This window comes from Nocardia rhizosphaerae (assembly GCF_042650365.1).
Taxonomy (GTDB): Bacteria; Actinomycetota; Actinomycetes; order Mycobacteriales; family Mycobacteriaceae; genus Nocardia; species Nocardia rhizosphaerae.
This window is the reverse complement of sequence record NZ_JBHSBA010000005.1, coordinates 212,381-230,070: the sequence shown is the minus strand read 5'-3', so window position 1 is coordinate 230,070 and position 17,690 is coordinate 212,381. Positions and strand designations below refer to the sequence as shown.

General features: G+C 68.2%; 17 protein-coding genes. 8 read left to right on the top strand and 9 right to left on the bottom strand.

Going from position 1 to position 17,690, the window contains the following annotated elements; genetic code table 11:
- Positions 1 to 53 precede the first annotated feature (53 nt).
- The 5 genes from mtrA to hpf all read left to right on the top strand — a co-directional run bounded on the left by mtrA (position 54) and on the right by hpf (position 5,951).
- Positions 54 to 731 (top strand): MtrAB system response regulator MtrA, encoded by a 678-nt coding sequence (mtrA, locus tag ACFOW8_RS10750; protein WP_067491393.1) that lies wholly within the window; start codon positions 54 to 56, stop codon positions 729 to 731.
- Positions 732 to 855: 124 nt separating this feature from the next.
- Positions 856 to 2,604: an MtrAB system histidine kinase MtrB gene (gene mtrB / locus ACFOW8_RS10745; protein WP_378549395.1), complete on the top strand. Its 1,749-nt coding sequence runs from the start codon at positions 856 to 858 to the stop codon at positions 2,602 to 2,604.
- Entirely contained in the window at positions 2,601 to 4,391 is a 1,791-nt protein-coding gene (lpqB, locus tag ACFOW8_RS10740; protein ID WP_378549392.1) for an MtrAB system accessory lipoprotein LpqB, read from the top strand. The genes mtrB and lpqB overlap by 4 nt, the downstream gene beginning before the upstream one ends.
- A gap of 32 nt (positions 4,392 to 4,423) precedes the next feature.
- Positions 4,424 to 5,068: a ComF family protein gene (locus ACFOW8_RS10735; RefSeq protein WP_378549390.1), complete on the top strand. Its 645-nt coding sequence runs from the start codon at positions 4,424 to 4,426 to the stop codon at positions 5,066 to 5,068.
- Between the two features lie 184 nt (positions 5,069 to 5,252).
- A complete protein-coding gene (gene hpf / locus ACFOW8_RS10730) occupies positions 5,253 to 5,951 on the top strand; it encodes a ribosome hibernation-promoting factor, HPF/YfiA family (protein WP_378549387.1) in 699 nt (232 codons plus the stop codon).
- Between the two features lie 51 nt (positions 5,952 to 6,002).
- On the opposite strand, the gene bluB is transcribed toward hpf, so the two are convergent.
- From bluB to ACFOW8_RS10700, 6 genes are all read right to left on the bottom strand, one after another.
- The gene (gene bluB, locus ACFOW8_RS10725) at positions 6,003 to 6,638 is read right to left on the bottom strand and encodes a 5,6-dimethylbenzimidazole synthase (RefSeq protein ID WP_378549384.1); all 636 of its coding nucleotides are present in this window, start codon (positions 6,636 to 6,638) and stop codon (positions 6,003 to 6,005) included.
- A 23-nt stretch (positions 6,639 to 6,661) separates the two neighbouring features.
- A complete protein-coding gene (locus tag ACFOW8_RS10720) occupies positions 6,662 to 7,906 on the bottom strand; it encodes a fatty acid desaturase family protein (RefSeq protein WP_378549381.1) in 1,245 nt (414 codons plus the stop codon).
- Between the two features lie 99 nt (positions 7,907 to 8,005).
- On the bottom strand, positions 8,006 to 9,406 hold the full coding sequence (locus tag ACFOW8_RS10715) for a fatty acid desaturase family protein (protein WP_378549378.1): 1,401 nt from the start codon (positions 9,404 to 9,406) through the stop codon (positions 8,006 to 8,008).
- A gap of 199 nt (positions 9,407 to 9,605) precedes the next feature.
- Positions 9,606 to 10,736, bottom strand: coding sequence for a ferredoxin reductase (locus tag ACFOW8_RS10710; RefSeq protein WP_378549375.1), 1,131 nt, complete (start codon positions 10,734 to 10,736; stop codon positions 9,606 to 9,608).
- A gap of 90 nt (positions 10,737 to 10,826) precedes the next feature.
- Positions 10,827 to 11,366 carry a DUF6912 family protein gene (locus ACFOW8_RS10705; protein ID WP_378550701.1) on the bottom strand — a complete coding sequence of 180 codons (540 nt, stop codon included), beginning with the start codon at positions 11,364 to 11,366 and terminating at the stop codon, positions 10,827 to 10,829.
- Between the two features lie 10 nt (positions 11,367 to 11,376).
- Positions 11,377 to 12,786 (bottom strand): WS/DGAT/MGAT family O-acyltransferase, encoded by a 1,410-nt coding sequence (locus ACFOW8_RS10700; protein WP_378549372.1) that lies wholly within the window; start codon positions 12,784 to 12,786, stop codon positions 11,377 to 11,379.
- Positions 12,787 to 13,033: 247 nt separating this feature from the next.
- Here ACFOW8_RS10700 and secA point away from each other — a divergent pair, with 247 nt between their 5' ends.
- From secA to ACFOW8_RS10685, 3 genes are all read left to right on the top strand, one after another.
- Positions 13,034 to 15,838 (top strand): preprotein translocase subunit SecA, encoded by a 2,805-nt coding sequence (gene secA, locus ACFOW8_RS10695; protein ID WP_378549369.1) that lies wholly within the window; start codon positions 13,034 to 13,036, stop codon positions 15,836 to 15,838.
- Positions 15,839 to 15,914: 76 nt separating this feature from the next.
- Positions 15,915 to 16,181, top strand: a complete 267-nt coding sequence (locus ACFOW8_RS10690) for a hypothetical protein (RefSeq protein ID WP_378549366.1) — start codon at positions 15,915 to 15,917, stop codon at positions 16,179 to 16,181.
- Between the two features lie 2 nt (positions 16,182 to 16,183).
- Positions 16,184 to 16,624: a type II toxin-antitoxin system VapC family toxin gene (locus tag ACFOW8_RS10685; RefSeq protein WP_378549363.1), complete on the top strand. Its 441-nt coding sequence runs from the start codon at positions 16,184 to 16,186 to the stop codon at positions 16,622 to 16,624.
- Here the strand turns inward: ACFOW8_RS10685 and ACFOW8_RS10680 are convergent.
- The 3 genes from ACFOW8_RS10680 to ACFOW8_RS10670 all read right to left on the bottom strand — a co-directional run bounded on the left by ACFOW8_RS10680 (position 16,610) and on the right by ACFOW8_RS10670 (position 17,655).
- A complete protein-coding gene (locus tag ACFOW8_RS10680) occupies positions 16,610 to 16,978 on the bottom strand; it encodes a hypothetical protein (protein WP_378549360.1) in 369 nt (122 codons plus the stop codon). The two genes, ACFOW8_RS10685 and ACFOW8_RS10680, sit on opposite strands and share 15 nt — an antisense overlap.
- Before the next feature lie 78 nt (positions 16,979 to 17,056).
- On the bottom strand, positions 17,057 to 17,380 hold the full coding sequence (locus ACFOW8_RS10675) for a hypothetical protein (RefSeq protein WP_378549357.1): 324 nt from the start codon (positions 17,378 to 17,380) through the stop codon (positions 17,057 to 17,059).
- Positions 17,377 to 17,655 carry a hypothetical protein gene (locus ACFOW8_RS10670; protein WP_378549355.1) on the bottom strand — a complete coding sequence of 93 codons (279 nt, stop codon included), beginning with the start codon at positions 17,653 to 17,655 and terminating at the stop codon, positions 17,377 to 17,379. Before ACFOW8_RS10670 ends, ACFOW8_RS10675 begins: the two co-directional genes overlap by 4 nt.
- Between the last annotated feature and the right edge of the window lie 35 nt (positions 17,656 to 17,690).

Genomic DNA, 17,690 nt, shown 5'->3' with positions numbered 1-17,690 from the left:
CCATTAATGGCGTGGCGGCCCGATCCTGGCCTGGGAGATGACAACATAGGACTATGAAGCCCAAGATTCTGGTCGTCGACGACGATATGGCGCTCGCTGAGATGCTGACCATCGTCTTGCGCGGGGAAGGGTTCGACCCGCACGTGGTCGGCGACGGCACGCAGGCCCTGTCGGCGGTGCGGGAGATCCGCCCCGACCTGGTGTTGCTGGACCTGATGCTGCCCGGCATGAACGGCATCGACGTGTGCCGGGTGCTGCGGGCCGATTCCGGCGTCCCCATCGTGATGCTCACCGCCAAGACGGACACGGTCGATGTGGTGCTCGGCCTCGAGTCCGGTGCCGACGATTACATCGTCAAGCCGTTCAAGCCGAAGGAGCTGGTCGCCAGGGTGCGGGCGCGGCTGCGCCGCACCGAGGACGAGCCTGCCGAGCTGCTCTCGATCGCCGACATCGTCATCGACGTGCCCGCGCACAAGGTGACCCGCGGCGGCACGCAGATCTCGCTCACCCCGCTCGAGTTCGACCTGCTGGTCGCCCTCGCGCGCAAGCCGCGGCAGGTGTTCACCCGCGAGGTGCTGCTCGAGCAGGTCTGGGGCTATCGGCACGCGGCCGATACCCGCCTGGTCAACGTGCACGTGCAGCGGCTGCGCGCCAAGGTCGAGAAGGACCCGGAGAATCCGGAGATCGTGCTGACCGTGCGTGGCGTCGGGTACAAGGCCGGACCGCCGTGATCGGTTCAGGTGAGGCGCCGCGGTGACCAACGGTCAACCTGTCGGCACCGCGCCGGCGCCTCCAGCGCACGACGATCGTGCGCGATCCTTCGTCGCGCGGCTGCGGCGATGGGCGACCCCCTTCATGGCCTGGTTCCAGGCTGTCGGGAACGCGCTGGGTCACCTCTGGCGCCGGTCGCTGCAGCTGCGTGTCATCGTGTCGACGCTGACGCTCTCACTGATCGTCATCACCATCCTCGGTGTGGTGCTGACCGGTCAGATCACCGACCGGCTGCTCGAGGCCAAGATCAACGCGGCGGTCGAGGAGATGGACCGGGCGCGCGCCACCGTCGAGAACATTCTCTCCGGCGTGCACGACGCGACCAGCCAGCAGCAGCAGCTCGCCGACGCGCGCGCCGCGCTGTCGAGCCGCAGCGGCGGTCAGTCCAGCGGCGCCGCCGGTAGTTTCGACTCGGCGCTGGCGATGGTCGGCGGCGCGCCACCGCAGGAGATCGCGACCGCCTCCATCTCGGAGGTGCCGCCGGAGCTGCGCCGGTTCGTGCAGCGCAACCAGGTGTCCTACCAGTTCACCACCGTCGCCGACCCCGACGGTTACCGCGGCCGCGCGCTGATCATCGGCAGCCCGAGCGCCGAGGTCACCACCCTGGAGATCTACCTGATCTTCCCGCTGGCCAGCGAGGAGTCGAGCCTGTCGCTGATGCGCGGCACGATGCTCATCGGCGGTGTCGTGCTGTTGGTGCTGCTGGCCGCGATCACCGCGCTGGTCACCAGGCAGGTGGTGTTGCCGATCCGGTCCGCGGCGCGGATCGCGGGCCGCTTCGCCGACGGCAGGCTCAAGGAACGCATGCTGGTGCGCGGCGAGGACGACATGGCCCGGCTCGCGCAGGCGTTCAACGAGATGGCCGAGAGCCTGTCGAACCAGATCACCCAGCTGGAGGAGTTCGGCAATCTGCAACGCCGGTTCACCTCCGACGTCAGCCACGAGCTGCGGACCCCGCTCACCACGGTCAGGATGGCGGCCGACCTGATCCACGGGTCGAGCGACGACCTGGATCCGGCACTCGCGCGCAGCTCCGAACTGCTGGTCAACGAGCTGGACCGGTTCGAGGGCCTGCTCAACGATCTGCTCGAGATCTCCCGGCACGACGCGGGCGTCGCCGAGCTGCAGGTGGAATCGCTGGACATGCGGATGTGCGCGCGGGCGGCGATCACCACGGTGCGGCACCTGGCCAAGGAAGCCGGGGTCGAGCTGGTCATCGACCTGCCGGAGGACCCGGTCGTCGCCGAGGTCGACCCGCGCCGGGTCGAGCGGGTGCTGCGCAACCTGCTCGCCAACGCGATCGACCACAGCGAGGGCAAACCGGTCCTGATCAGGATGCGCGGTGACGCCGAGGCCAACGCCGTCGCGACCGTGGTGCGCGATCAGGGCGTCGGCCTGCGGCCCGGCGAGGAGAAGCTCGTCTTCAACCGCTTCTGGCGCTCGGACCCCTCGCGGGTGCGCCGCTCCGGTGGCACCGGGCTCGGCCTGTCGATCAGTGTCGAGGACGCCAACCTGCACGAGGGCAGGCTGGAAGCGTGGGGTGACCCCGGCGTCGGCGCCAGCTTCCGGCTGTTGCTGCCGATGGTGCGCGGCCGCAAACTGGGCGCGAGCCCGCTCGCCCTCGAACCCATGTTGCGCAAGGTGCCCGCGCTGCCCGAACTCGGCCAGAACAACGACCCCGACGCCGACGAGCGGGCCGATGCCGCGCCGCCGGAGCCGTCCGCCGCGCCGCCCGTCGAGACCGACCCCACCGAGCCGCAGGCGACCGACGGCCGCCCCGCCGCCGAGGACGAGGAGCCGATGTCCACCGAGACCGGAGAACGACAGTCATGACGAACGCGCGTGGCGCCGCGCTGCTCGCGGCGGTGCTGGCGGGGCTGCTCGTCCTCTCCGGGTGCGCCAGCCTGCCGGAGTCCTCGGCCCCGCAGGCGCTCGGCACCATCAACCGCGCGCCGACCTCGGCGGGGCCGCCACCGCCGCAGCCCGGCCGCGATCCCGATCTGCTGGTCGGCGACTTCCTCACCGCGAGCGCCGACCCGGCCAATCGGCACGCCGCGGCGCGGCAGTACATCGCCACCGAGGCCGCGGCCGAATGGGACGACGAGGCGAGCACTACCATCGTCGACCGCCCCGACACCCTGCGCGAGTCGCGCTCCAGCGACAAGGCCAGCTATGTGATCCGCGCCCGCAAGGTGGGCGAGCTGGCCGACAACGGCAGCTACCGTGCCGTCGAGGGCACGGTCGAGAACAAGATCGAGATGAGCAAGATCGACGGCGAGTGGCGGATCACCGAGCTGCCCGACGGTGTGGTCTTCGATTCCGGCGCCTTCGAGCGTACCTATGGGCGCTATGTCCTGCAGTACATCGACCCGGCGGGCGACGTGCTCGTGCCCGACCCGCGGTGGCTCGCGGTGCCGCGCGGCGAGCTGACCGCACAGCTGATCGGCCTGCTCGGTGCCGGTCCGCAGGCCACCATCGCGCCGGTGGTGGACAATCAGCTCGCCCCGCCGATCACCCTGCGCGGCCCGATCGTCAAGGCCAACAACGAGCCGGGTGAGGTGGGCGTCGGCATCGGCGGCGTACGGATCGACTTCGCCGGCGCGGGCAATCTGGACCAGCGTGAACGCGAACTGCTCGCCGCCCAGGTGGTGCTGACCCTGGCGGGCGCCGACATCCTCGGCCCGTACGAGCTGCTCGCCGACGGGCGCCCACTCGACGAGCGCTATGCCAACGGCTGGTCGGTCGCCGATCTCGACCGGTTCAGTGCCTCGGCGCCCGGCCAGAACCGGGTCGGGCTGCACGCGCTGCGTGACGGCACCCTGGTCCAGGTGACGCAGGACGGCATCGTCACCCCGAGCGGGTCCTTCGGCGAGGCCACCAATCTCGAGTCGGTCGGCATCTCCGCCGACGGCCAGTTCGTTGCCGCCGTCGCCGACACCGGACGGCCTGCTCCGGAACCGGCCAAATCATTGCTCATCGGCAACTACGGCGCCAAGGCGTTCGCGGTGGTCGAGGGCGCCAGCATCGCCAGGCCGTCGTGGACCGCCGACGGCGGCGCGGCCTGGACGGTGCTCGACGGCGAACGGGTCGTCCGGGCGGTGACCGATCGCGCCACCGGCAACGTCTCGCTCCAGGACGTCGACACCACCGCGCTGTTCGAAGGGTCGGCCGCGCCACGGGCGCCCGTCACCGAGGTGGTGGTCTCGCGCACCGGTGTGCGCGCGGCGCTGATCGCCGACGGCAAGGTCTACGTCGCGGTGATCGAACGCCGTGGCGACGGCAGGTACGCGCTCACCACCCCGGTTCCGGTGGCACTCGGGCTCAGCAGCGACGCGGTCTCGCTGAGCTGGGCCAGCGGTGACACCTTGATGGTGGCGCGCGAGGGCAATGTCGACCCGGTGTTCACCGTGTCCGTCGACGGCTCCCAGCTCAGCCCCGTGACCTCGCAGAACCTGACCCCGCCGGTGCGGGTGGTGACGGCGGCGCCGTCGAGCCAGTACGTCGCCGATTCCCGGGCGGTGCTGCAGTTGCAGACCGCCGACCCGACCCGCAACGACCGCTTCTGGCGCGAGGTGCCAGGGCTCACCGGCGACAGCGTGATCCCGGTGCTGCCCAGCTGAGTTGTCGGTGGCCGAGGTGATACTCGGTCGCTATGAAGACACTGCTGGATCTGGTGCTGCCCGCCCGGTGCGGTGGGTGCGCGCGGCCGGGCACCGGGTGGTGTGGAGAGTGCGCGGCCGAGCTGGCCCGCGGTCCGGTACGCGTGCGTCCGCGGACCGATCCGGGCGTCCCGTGCTGGGCCGTCGGGCCCTACGCCGGGCCTGCGGGCCGGGCCGTCGTCGCGGCCAAGGAACACGGCAGGCGTGACCTGGCCGGCCCGCTCGGCCTGGCCATGGCGACCGTGCTTGCCGGTTTGCGGGCCCTGGATCGGCCGCTGGTGCTGGTTCCGGCCCCGACCAGGGCGGTGGCCGCCCGGCGCCGTGGCGGCGATCCGGTGGCGCGTGCGGCGGGTGTCGCGGCGGGTTGGCTGATCGATTGCCGGACGGTCACGCTGCTGCGGATGGGCCGGGGTGTGCGCGATTCGGTCGGCCTGCGCACCCATGAGCGAGCCCACAACCTGCGGGGCCGGATCATGGTGATCCGCCACGGTGCCGACATGGCGGGTATCCCGGCGAATGCCGAGGTCGTGCTGGTCGACGACGTGCTGACGACCGGGGCGACCGCGGCCGAGTCGGTCCGGGTGCTTAGCCGAATCGGCGCACGGCCACGGGCGGTTTTGGTGACCTGCGCGGCTTGACGCCGCGAAATTTGCGTGAACAGTGGCGGACTTGCCCGTGGCGTACTAGCGTCGCGATCACACACCGAACAACAAGTTCTGGGAGGTGGCGCCGCGGACATCTGGTGCCGAGCGATTCCCGATCGGCACAGCTCAATCCCGCTGTACACATTCGACCGTGTACAGCCATATCCGGGAGGTACGCGTGACGACTTCTGCACGGGCATCAGTACGAGATGCTGACCCAACGGCGCTCGAGGACGGCGCCGTCGATTCGACCCAGAGCCCAAGCGCCGAAGTGGTGGTCTCCGGTCGCAATGTCGAAGTCCCCGACCACTATCGAATCCATGTCGCGGAGAAGCTGGCTCGGCTCGAGCGCTTCGATCCGTCGATTTTCCTCTTCGATGTGGAACTGTTCCACGAACGCAACCGTCGTCAACGCAAGGCCTGCCAGCGGGTGGAGATCACCGCGCGTGGCCGTGGCCCGATCGTGCGCGCCGAAGCCTGCGCCGACAGCTTCTACGCCGCCCTCGAGTCGGCCACCCAGAAGATCGAGAGCCGGCTGCGCCGGACGAAGGACAAGCGGCGCGTCGTGCACTACGGCGACAAGACCCCGGTCTCGGTCGCCCAGGCCACCGCCGCGCTCGTGGACGATTCCCTGTTCACCCCGCCCAACGGCGCGCTCGCGCACGACCACGGAGAGGAATCGGAGGACCTGAGCGGTCCCGGTCATATCGTGCGCACCAAGGTGCACACCGCGACCCCGATGTCGGTCGACGACGCGCTCTACCAGATGGAACTGGTCGGGCACGACTTCTTCCTGTTCCACGATCGCGAGACCGACCGCCCCTCGGTCGTCTACCGCAGGCATGCCTTCGACTACGGCCTGATCCGACTGGCCTGAATCCGTCGAGCCAGTCCGGGCACCCGCGTCGAGCGGGTGCCCGGATGTTGTTCAGCCCCCGAAAGTTTCGTGGTGCACGGCGTCGGCCAGCGGCCGCCCGGAACGCCAGCCGAACCGTTCCAGATCGGGTACCCGCTGGAACTCGTCGACCGGCCCGACGCACAGCCAGGCGACCGGTTCGATGCCGGCAGGCAGCCCGACGAGCGCGTGCAGGAACTCCGGATCGTAGAACGACACCCAGCCGACACCGACCCGCTCCGCGGTGGCGGCCAGCCACAGATTCTGGATGGCGAGGACGGTCGAGTACACGCCGGTCGCGGGCACGCTCGCCCGGCCGAGCACCTGTGGCCCACCGCGCCGGTCATCGTGGGTGACCACGATGCCGGTGCCGCTCTCGACGATGCCCTCGATCTTGATCGGGTCGAAGGTCGCGGCTCGGTCGGCGGGCAGCGAATCCCGGAACTGCGCGCGCTTGGTCGCGACGTGCTCGGCGAACCGGCGCAGGGTGTCGGCCCGGCGGACCACAACGAAGTCCCACGGCTGGGAATTGCCGACGCTCGGCGCGCGGTGGGCGGCATCGAGGATACGCAGCAGTGTCTCGTCGTCGACGAGGTCGCCGCTGAATTCGGCGCGCACATCACGGCGCAGGTGGATCGCGTCGTAGACGCTGAGCTGGTCGGCACACACGTCGACCAGTCAACCTCAGCCGGTCAGGCCACCGAGCGGCGGGCCAGCTTGCGACCGGCGGCCAGGGCGGTGCGCAGCCCGCGACGGCGACCGGTGGCCGGATCGATGCTGGCGACCGCGTTCCCGCCGAACAGCTTCTCCGACTTGGTTTCCGGCGCGTCGTCGGTGGTGTGGCGCAGGTACTTGTTCGGCAGCGACAGCTTGAGAATGGTGCGCCACGACTTGAAGTACTGCACCGGCAGCGAGCCGGTGGTGTAGGGCAGGTCGTACTTGTCGGCCAGTTCGCGCACCCGCACCGCGATAGCGGCGTAGCGGTTGCTCGGCAGGTCGGGGAACAGGTGGTGCTCGACCTGGTGGCTGAGGTTGCCGGTCATGAAGTGCATGACCTTGCCGCCGCTGATGTTGGCGCTGCCGAGCATCTGCCGCAGGTACCACTCGCCCTGGGTCTCGTTGTCGATGTCGGCCTTGGTGAACTTCTCCGCGCCGTCGGGGAAGTGGCCGCAGAAGATCACCGCGTTGGTCCACACATTGCGCACGACGTTGGCCGCCAGGTTGGCGGTGAGGGTGGAGAAGAACGACGGGCCGGTGAGCAGCGGGAAGATCAGGTAGTCCTTGGCGGCCTGCTTGCCGATCTTCTTCAGCACCAGCTTGCGGTCGGCGTCGAACTGCTGCCACTCGGGGGAGTCCTTGGCCCACTTCTTCTTGGCGACCTTGCCGAGTTCCAGGTGCTGGACGGCCACCCCGTACTCGAACAGCATCTGCAGCAGCAGATTGTAGACCGGGTTGCCGAGGTAGAACGGCATCCAGCGCTGGTCGCGGGTGACGCGCAGCAGGCCGTAGCCGATGTCGTCGTCCATGCCGAGGACATTGGTGTACTTGTGGTGCAGGAAGTTGTGGGTGATCTTCCAGTGCGCGGACGGACCCGCGTTGTCCCATTCCCAGGAGGTGGAGTGGATCTCCGGATCGTTCATCCAGTCCCACTGCCCGTGCATGACGTTGTGCCCGATCTCCATGTTCTCGATGATCTTGGCGGTCCCGAGCAGGGCGACTCCGGCCAGCCAGGCGGGCGGCAGGAAGCTGGCGAACAGCACCGTGCGACCGCTGATCTCCAGCGCTCGCTGTAAGCGGATGACGTTGCGGATGTAGCGCGCGTCGGCAGCCCCCCGCGAAGATTCGATTTCGCGGCGGATCGCGTCGAACTCAGCACCGAGAGCTTCGACATCCGCGGCGGTGAGGTGCGCGTATTCCTTGACATCCGAGATCGCCATGCCGGTTACACTACCGTAGGTTACGAGAGCGTAGGTTGGTGAATTCGGGGCCAGAATGTGTGATAAGTCCTATTGCGTAATCGAAATCGAGATGTTACCTCACGCCGGCGCGCCGCGTCGCCGGGCCGCCATGGCCCGCAGCGCTCCCCGCTCCTGAGCGGCCCGCTCCTTCAGCGCGCGCCTGGCCTCGCGCAGCGCGAGCTTCTCCTGCCTGGCCCGCACCTTGAGGGCCGCCTTGGCCTCGCGCAGCACTTCCTTCTCGTGCCTGGCCTTGGCCTCCAAGGTGACCTTCACATCGTGCATGGCCGAGCGAAGGCCGAAGCGCTTGCCGGTCTCCGGGTCGACCCGCAGCCGCTCGGGCAGGGCGATGCCGGTGAATTTGCGCTCGGAGGAGGTCTCGGGCGCGTCGTCGGCGGTGCGCTTGAGGAACCGGTCGGGCAGGGCCAGCTTGTGGATGGTCCGGAAGGCGAGCAGATACTGCTTGCCGAGCGAGCCGGTGGTGTAGGGCAGATCGTACTTGTCGCACAGTTCGCGCACCCGCACCGCGACCTCCGGGTAGCGGTTGCTCGGCAGGTCGGGGAACAGATGATGCTCGATCTGATAGCAGAGGTTACCGCTCAGGAAGGCCATCGCGGGGCCCGCCTTGAAGTTGGCGCTGCCGAGCATCTGGCGCAGGTACCACTCGCCCTGGGTCTCCCCGTCGAGCTGCTCGATCGTGAACTTTTCCGCACCGTCCGGGAAGTGCCCGCAGAAGATCACCGCGTACGCCCAGAGATTGCGGACCAGATTGGCCGTGGCGTTGGCCTTCAGTGTCGACTTCCACGCCGGGCCGGTGAGCGCCGGGAACAGCACGAAATCCTTCACCACCTGGCGGCCCGCCTTGCGCGCGAACTCCTTGTTCGGCTCGGAGAGCAATTGCTTCGGGGGGATGCCTGCCAGCTCCTTCTCGATCCCGAGATCGTGCAGCGCGATGCCCCACTCGAACGTCGCCGCCAGCAGCAGATTCGCCGCGGGCTGCACCAGATGCTTCGGATGCCAGGTCTCGTCGCGGGTCATCCGCAGAATGCCGAACCCCAGGTCCTCGTCCTTGCCGAGCACGTTGGTGTAGGTGTGGTGCGAGTAGTTGTGGGCCCGGCGCCACTGCGCCGAGGTTCCGGTCATGTCCCACTCCCAGCTGGTGGAGTGGATCTCCGGATCGTTCATCCAGTCCCACTGCCCGTGGCTCACGTTGTGCCCGAGCTCCATGTTCTCGATGATCTTGGCGACCGAGAGCAGGGCGGTGCCGGTCAGCCACGCCCAGCGGTTACGGCTGCCGAACAGGACCGCCCTGCCCGCCACCTCGAGTGTGCGCTGGGCGGCGATGGTGCGCCGGATGTACTTCGCGTCGCGCTCCCCGCGGGAGGTCTCGACGGAACGGCGGATCGAATCGAGTTCTTTCCCCAGGGTCTCGATGTCGGCCGCCGTGAGATGGGCGAAGGCCTGGATATCGGTGATGGCCACCGGGGTCCTCCTGTGTTTATCGGCGGCTGGCGCCGCGGGTTTTCGGCCTCGTGATCTCGCCGCCGAGGGGCGACACTGCGCCTTCGGCGTGACGTCTCGCCCTTCGGCGGCGAGGCGGCCGAAAACGGACTGGGTGCAACCGTGTCGGTGCCTGGCGCACGCCATCAGGGTACCCGCAGGCCCGCGCCGCCGCGTCGAGCTAGATGTCGAGCGTGCAGTCGCCAGCGGCGGCGGAGATGCAGGTCTGCACCTTGTCGCCGGGCTGGCGCTCGTCGCCGTTGCGCAGATCGCGGGCATGGCCTGCCGACAGGGTGACAACGCAGGTCTGGCAGATGCCCATCCGGCAGCCGAACGGCAGCTGCACACCCACCGACTCGCCTGCCTCCAGCAGACTGGTCGCTCCGTCGACGGTCAGGCTGCGCCCGGTGGTCCCGAAGGTGACGGTGCCGCCCTCGCCGATCGCCGAGCGCTCCACCTCGAAGCGCTCGATATGCAGCTTCTCCGCGACTCCCGCTGTCTTCCAGTGCTGTTCGATCGCGTCCAGCATCGGTGCCGGACCGCACGCCCAGGTCTCGCGTTCGCGCCAGTCGGGGTAGAGCTCGTCGAGGCTCGCCAGCGAGAACAGGCCGTACGCGTCGGTGAGCTGCAGGTGCGAGACGAAGCTGGGGTGCTTGTCGTGCAGCGCGCGCAGCTCCGCGCCGAACATCACATCGGCGTCGGTGGGCGCGGAGTGCACGTGCACCACGTCGGTAACGCCGTCGCGGCGGTCCATCGTGCGCAGCATCGACATCACCGGGGTGATGCCGCTGCCTGCCGTGAGGAACAACACCTTGGCCGGGGTCGGCTCCGGCAGCACGAACCCGCCCTGTGGCGCGGCCAGCCGCACGATCGAGCCCGCGGGCACCCCGTTGACCAGGTGGCTGGACAGCTTGCCCTCCGGCATCGCCTTCACCGCGATCGAGATCAGTCGCTTGCCGCCTTCGCCGGTCCAGTCCGGCGGGCAGGTCAGTGAGTACGACCGCCAGTTCCAGCGGCCGTCGACCAGCACGCCGATGCCGATGTACTGGCCAGGCTGGTACTTGAAGTCGAAGCCCCAGCCCGGCTTGATCACCAGCGTCGCCGAGTCGGCCGTCTCCTTCTGCACCTCGACGATCCGCCCGCGCAGTTCCCGCGCCGACCACAGCGGGTTGGCCAGGTGCAGGTAGTCGTCCGGCAGCAGGGGAGTGGTCACCCGGGCCACCGCGCCACGCAGCAGGTTGAGCTTGCCGCCGCGGTCGGCGACCTGCGCCGCGGGCGCTTCGAGCCATTCCCGGAACTTGTTCATGACCATGCTTGCCGTTGTCTCCCTGTCGTGCCCGAGAGCGGCCATGAGGTGGCTCGCTCGCAGCCAGGTTACGGCATCGTAGGTTAGTGGTCGATGTCAGAGCAGATCGAGCAGGAACGGCAGCTCCTGGGTGGCGTACCAGGCCAGCTGATGGTCCTCGGCGTCGCCGAGCACGAACTCGGCGTCGGGATCGCCGAGGTCGGCGGCGTCGATCACGTCGACGGCCTTGGCGACCTGCGGTTCGGCCTCGACCAGGTCGACGTGTACCGAGGCGACCTGGTCGTAGGTGATCGGCCCGGCCAGCTTCACCACGGCGTCGTCCAGATCGGGACGCAGCTTGGCGCCGGTGACGTCGGCGGCGATCACCGCACGCCGGTACACCGGGCTGCCCGGGCCTGCGGCCGCGTCGTCGGCCTCGGTCTCGTCGTCGACGTCGCGGTCGGCGGCGAGCAGCCGCAGCGACGCCCGCGCCGCCTCCTGCATCGCGACCTCCGCCAGTTCGTCGTCGTCACCGGCGGCGTAGGCCTCCCGCAGCGCCGGCGTCACCGCGAAGGCGGTGGCGCCGAGCGGGAACAGCTCCCGCTCGGCCACCAGCTGCCGCAGCATCGGGATGGTCGCCGGGATGTAGACGCGCATCTTGCCGTTCTCAGAGACAGACACCGAGCAACTCCTCCATCGATTCGTGCACCGACGCCGCGAGAACGTCGATATCGGCCATGGCGTCGCGGTCGGCGTTGAGTCCGTAGAAGACCTGACCGTCGTACGAGGTGAGTCCGAAACTCAACGTCTGATTGCGCAGCAGCGGCGAGACCGGATACATCTCCAGCATGCGCGCGCCGCCGATGTACATCGCGGTCTGTGGACCCGGCGCGTTGGTGATCACCAGGTTGAATGTGTTGTCGGCGAAGGTACTCGCCGAGCGCACGCTCATCGCGTGCAGGCTCGCGGGCGCGAACCCGGCAAGGTGGACCAGGGTGCGTGCCCGCACGCCGCGGCGCTGCCTGCCCGCGGCCTCGGTGGCGTGCGAGATGTGCGACAGCCGCATCACCGGGTTCGGCTCACCCACCGGCAGGTCGATCAGGAACGAGGACACCTCGCTGGCCGGGGTCGGCTGGTCGCCGCTGTCGACGTAGACCGACATCGGCACCACCGCCCGCAGATTGGTCGACTCGACCAGCGCCTCGTTGCGCGACAGCAGCCAGTTGCGCAGGGCGCCGGTGACCACGGCCAGCACGGTGTCGTTGATCGAACAGTCGAAATGGCGCCGGATGGTGCGGTAGTCCTCGAGGTCGGTGCGCACCACGTCGAACCGGCGGCTGCGGGAGGTGCGGGCGTTGAGTGGGCTGTCGGCGACACCGGAGGTCGCGGCGCGCACCGCGTTGGCCGCCGCCTGCACCGCCATCCTGGTGCCACGGACCAGCCCGAACGCATCGGCGCCCGCGTCGCGGGCCACCTTGTAGGCCTCCCTCGGCTGCGCGGCGAGCTGGCTGAGCGCACCGGCGAGCAGCTCCACGTCGGAGGGCTCGCGGGGTGCCCGCCACGCGGTGTCCGCCAGCTCCCTCGGCATCGGGCTGTTGTCCAGGATCACGTGCCCGATCTCGAGCGCGGTGTCGCCGTCGACCAGCGCCGAGTGCGATTTGGTGAACACCGCGCTTCGCCCCTCGGTCAGACCCTCGATCAGGTACATCTCCCACAGCGGCCGACCCTGGTCCAGCGGGCGGGAGGCGAGCCGGGCGACGAGGTCGTAGAGCTGTTCGTCGCTGCCAGGACCTGGCAGCGCGGAGCGGCGGATGTGGTAGCTGATGTCGAACCTGCTGTCCTCCACCCAGACCGGCCTGCCGAGGTCGAGCGGGATCTCCCGCACCTTGCGGCGGTAGCGCGGCACCATGGGCAGACGGGATTCGACCAGTTCGATGAGCCTTTCGTAGTCGAGGACCGGTTCGGGCGCACCTGGCACGGAGTTCTTCAGGATCGCGAGAGATCCGATGTGGATCGGGTTGCTGCTCGATTCGAGCCGGTAGAACGACGCGTCCTGCGGCGTCAATCTCGTGATCACGCGCTCCGAAGCTCCTTCCGCTGCCGCACCGCGCAGATCCGGCACGTGCCTCATCCTACGTCACCGTAGGCGAATCACAGTGTTGGGCAATGCGCCTCATCGGCGGGTGTGACCTGGGCGGATGGCATCGCCCGGTACGCCAGGCACGGGTACTGCGGGCCGGGTACGGTGGTCTGCGGACTACGATGGCCCATAACACCGTGGCTCACTAGCCGAACACACTCCGACCAGAGGACTGACGAGACCCGTGCCTGCGCTGACACTGACGAGGTTGCTACGGATTGGTGAAGGCCGCATGGTCAAGCGGCTGTCGAACCTCGCCGACGAGGTCATCGGGTACGGCGAGGAGATCGAGTCGCTCACCGACGACGAGCTGCGCGCCAAGACCGACGAGTTCCGGCAGCGCCACGCCGACGGTGAAACGCTCGACGACCTGCTGCTCGAGGCGTTCGCGGTGGCTCGTGAGGCGTCCTGGCGGGTCCTCAACCAGAAGCACTACAAGGTGCAGATCATGGGTGGCGCCTCGCTGCACCTCGGCAACATCTCGGAGATGAAGACCGGTGAGGGCAAGACCCTGACCTGTGTGCTGCCCGCGTACCTGAACGCGATCTCCGGCGACGGAGTGCACGTCGTCACCGTCAACGACTACCTGGCCAAGCGCGACGCCGAGTGGATGGGCCGCGTGCACCGCTTCCTCGGGCTCGAGGTCGGCGTGATTCTCGGCGGCATGACCCCGGCCGAGCGCCGGGTCGCCTACGCCGCCGACATCACCTACGGCACGAACAACGAGTTCGGCTTCGACTATCTGCGCGACAACATGACGCACTCGCTGGACGATCTGGTCCAGCGCGGGCACAACTTCGCCGTGGTCGACGAGGTCGACTCCATCCTCATCGACGAGGCCCGCACCCCGCTGATCATCTCGGGCCCGGCCGACGCCTCGTCCAAGTGGTACGCCGAATTCGCGCGCATCGCGCCGCTGCTGAAGAAGGACGTGCACTACGAGGTCGACATCAAGAAGCGCACCATCGGTGTGCACGAGGCCGGGGTGGAGTTCGTCGAGGACCAGCTCGGCATCGACAACCTCTACGAGGCCGCGAACTCGCCGCTGGTGAGCTATCTGAACAACGCCGTCAAGGCCAAGGAGCTCTACACCCGCGACAAGGACTACATCGTCCGCGACGGCGAGGTCATCATCGTCGACGAGTTCACCGGCCGCATCCTGGTCGGCCGCCGCTACAACGAGGGCATGCACCAGGCGATCGAGGCCAAGGAGAAGGTCGAGATCCAGCCGGAGAACCAGACCCTGGCCACGATCACCCTGCAGAACTACTTCCGCCTCTACAACAAGCTGTCCGGTATGACCGGTACCGCCGAGACCGAGGCCGCCGAGCTGCACTCGATCTACAACCTCGGCGTCGTCCCGATCCCCACCAACAAGCCGATGATCCGCAAGGACCAGGCCGATCTGATCTACAAGTCGGAAGAGGCCAAATTCAACGCGGTCGTCGACGATGTGGTGGAGCGGCACGAGAAGGGCCAGCCGGTCCTGATCGGTACCACCAGCGTCGAGCGCTCGGAGTACCTGTCCAAGCAGTTCACCAAGCGCGGGGTGGCCCACTCGGTGCTGAACGCGAAGTTCCACGAGCAGGAAGCCCAGATCATCGCCGAGGCCGGTCGGCCCGGCGCGGTCACCGTGGCTACCAACATGGCCGGTCGTGGTACCGACATCGTGCTCGGCGGCAACGCCGACATCATCGCCGATATCCTGCTGCGCAAGCAGGGCCTCGACCCGGTGAACACTCCCGACGAGTACGAGGCCGCCTGGCATTCGGCGCTCGAGCAGGTGAAGAAGCAGACCGAGGACGACGCCGACAAGGTGCGCGAGGCGGGCGGCCTCTACGTGCTCGGCACCGAGCGGCACGAGTCGCGCCGCATCGATAACCAGTTGCGCGGTCGTTCCGGCCGCCAGGGCGATCCGGGTGAGTCCCGCTTCTACCTGTCGCTGGGTGACGAGCTGATGCGCCGCTTCAACGGCGCCGCGCTCGAGGCGATCATGACCCGCCTGAACCTGCCCGACGATGTGCCGATCGAGGCGAAGATGGTCTCCAAGGCCATCAAGAGCGCGCAGACCCAGGTCGAGCAGCAGAACTTCGAGATCCGCAAGAACGTCTTGAAGTACGACGAGGTGATGAACCAGCAGCGCACCGTCATCTACGGCGAGCGCAACCGGATCCTGCGTGGCGAGGACATGGAGGGTCAGGTCCAGAACATGATCACCGACGTGGTCACCGCCTATGTCGACGGCGCCACCGCCGAGGGCTATGTCGAGGACTGGGATCTGGACAAGCTGTGGACCGCGCTGAAGTCGCTGTACCCGGTGAGCCTCGATCACAAGGAGCTCGCCGGTGAGACCGCCACCGGTGAGGCGGGCGATCTCACCCGCGACGAACTCCGCGATGCCCTGCTCGCCGACGCGCACAACGCCTACGAGAAGCGCGAGAAGGAGATCGACGGACTGGCGGGCGAGGGCGCGATGCGCAATCTGGAGCGCCAGGTCCTGCTCTCGGTGCTCGACCGCAAGTGGCGCGAGCACCTCTACGAGATGGACTACCTCAAGGAGGGCATCGGCCTGCGCGCGATGGCCCAGCGCGATCCGCTGGTCGAGTACCAGCGCGAGGGCTTCGACATGTTCGCGGCGATGCTGGAGGGTCTCAAGGAGGAGTCGGTCGGCTTCCTGTTCAACCTGCAGGTCGAGGTGCAGCAGGCCCAGCCCGAAGGTGTCTCGGTCGGCGCGGGTCTGCGTTCCCCGGTCGGCACGAGCCGCCCCCAGGATGCCGCCCCCGCCGAAACCCAGGCGCCACCGGCCCTGCGCGCCAAGGGCATCGGCGATTCCACTCCGCGCGGCCTGAACTACTCGGGCCCCGCCGAGGACGGCCGCGCCCAATCCCATTCCGACGCCCAGGAATACGGTGGCCGCCAGCAGTCCGGCACCCGCCGCGAGCGCCGCGAGGCCGCCCGCGCGGAGACCAAGGGCAAGCGCCGCCGCTGACGTCTCGAACAGTGCAGGCTCCCGCGGTTTCCGTGGGAACCTGCACTGTAATGGTCGTGCATGTACAATCGCATGCATGGTCGCCCTGCAGATTCGAGACGTTCCGGAGCCTCTCCGGGACCAGCTTGTCGCGTTGGCACGGCAGCGCGGCCAGTCGCTGCAGGCGTTCCTTTTCGACCTGGTGCGAGACGAGGCCCGGCGGCAGGACAACATCGCGGTTCTGAAGCAGTTCAGTCCTGCTACCTGGGATGTCGCGTTCACTGCTCGCGACGTGGTGGTGGCCTTGGATGCCGAACGGGCCGAGCGGGACGCGGTGTCGGACGTTCCGGGGGTCGACGAGTGATCGTGGTCGATGCCTCGGTCTTCGTTCACGCGCTCCTGAACCCCGACCCGCTCGGTGTGGTCTGCCGCGATGCGTTGGAGGCAGACAACCGCTGGATCGCCCCGGCGCATTGGACTGTCGAGGTGCTGTCCGTAGTCCGCCGTTTCGCCCGCGCGGGCACGATCACCACCGAGCAAGCGACTCGAGCTGTCGCCGCATCGGAAAAGCTGGATCCAGAAGTTCCGGTCACCCGCGTACTCGTCCCGAGAATCTGGGAACTGCACGACAACCTGACCGCCTACGACGCCGCCTACATCGCCGCGGCCGAGGCCTACGGCTGCGACCTACTCACCACCGACTCGAGGCTGGCGAACGCGCCGGGCATCACCTGCACGGTCCGCGTGCTGACCGCCGCTCATCGTGGACCGACGTGGCCGACACTCGGGCCCTCAGCTGGTCCGTAACGGAGCATGACCCTGCCCAGGTGGAGGACGATGCCCGCGGTATTCACTGAAGACGAAGGTTTCCGTCAGCGCACTGAGGCTGCGCTGTCCCGGGCGACGGAGCGAGTCGACGTCGGTGTTCGTGAGGTTCGCCGCCACACCTGACTCGGTGAGAAACACCTTGGGAGCCTTGGTCAGTCGGTGACGAGATTGTCGACCACGCCGGCGCGCTCGCGGTGAGAAGCCGTTGCCCACATCGGTGGCGACGAAGGGGCGGCCTGCGCGGGCAGCGATCATTACCGCCAGTCGTGGTAGGGCCTCGGCATGTCGAACATCGGCGAACTCGGTGATATCGCGTTCGACGATGGTGCGCACATACCCGGTGAACGATCGTCTGCAATCTGCCGGGGTCGCAAACTGCTATCTGCCGAGCCGATCGCGGCGGAAAGATCCTCAGCTCGCGCGATGAATCGGGTGGACGCGGGAGAGGGCGCGTTTGGCTTCGGCCAACGAGATCAACTGGTCTTCGTCGTCGAGGTCGGCGACGGCGGCTTCGGCCCATTCGCGCAGCAGTGTCGACACTCCTACGCGGCGTTCGTCGGCCAGGTCTTTGAGCCGGGAATGCAAGCCGAGGGGCAACCGGATGGAGGTGGTCACCATGATGTCCTCGTTGGCGGGCAGGCGGGGCGGGGCATCGGCGGGCTCGTCGGAGAAACTCAGCCGGTCCATGAAGTCGGCGAGTTCTTCGCTGCTGGACGGAAAGTCCTGATCGCTCATGCTTGATTCCCACTTTCCCACTGCTCGAATTGCGCCAGCTCCTCGGCGCGCATCGCACGTGCGCCGATGATCACCCACGTCCAGTCGTCGCGCCGCCGTGTCACCACGATCAGCGGGCGTCCGGCCGTGGTGCGCCCCCACATCGTCAGGACGGCGACGTCACCGGCGTGTGCCGGTCGCGGCCAGCGTCGAGACGCTGCGAGGACCTGCCGAACCTCGCTGGGTTCGATACCGATCAGGTGAGCGATCGCCCAATCAGGCCACTCGAAACCCATAAGTTCATAATACGCACGTAGTAATTTCCTGGGAA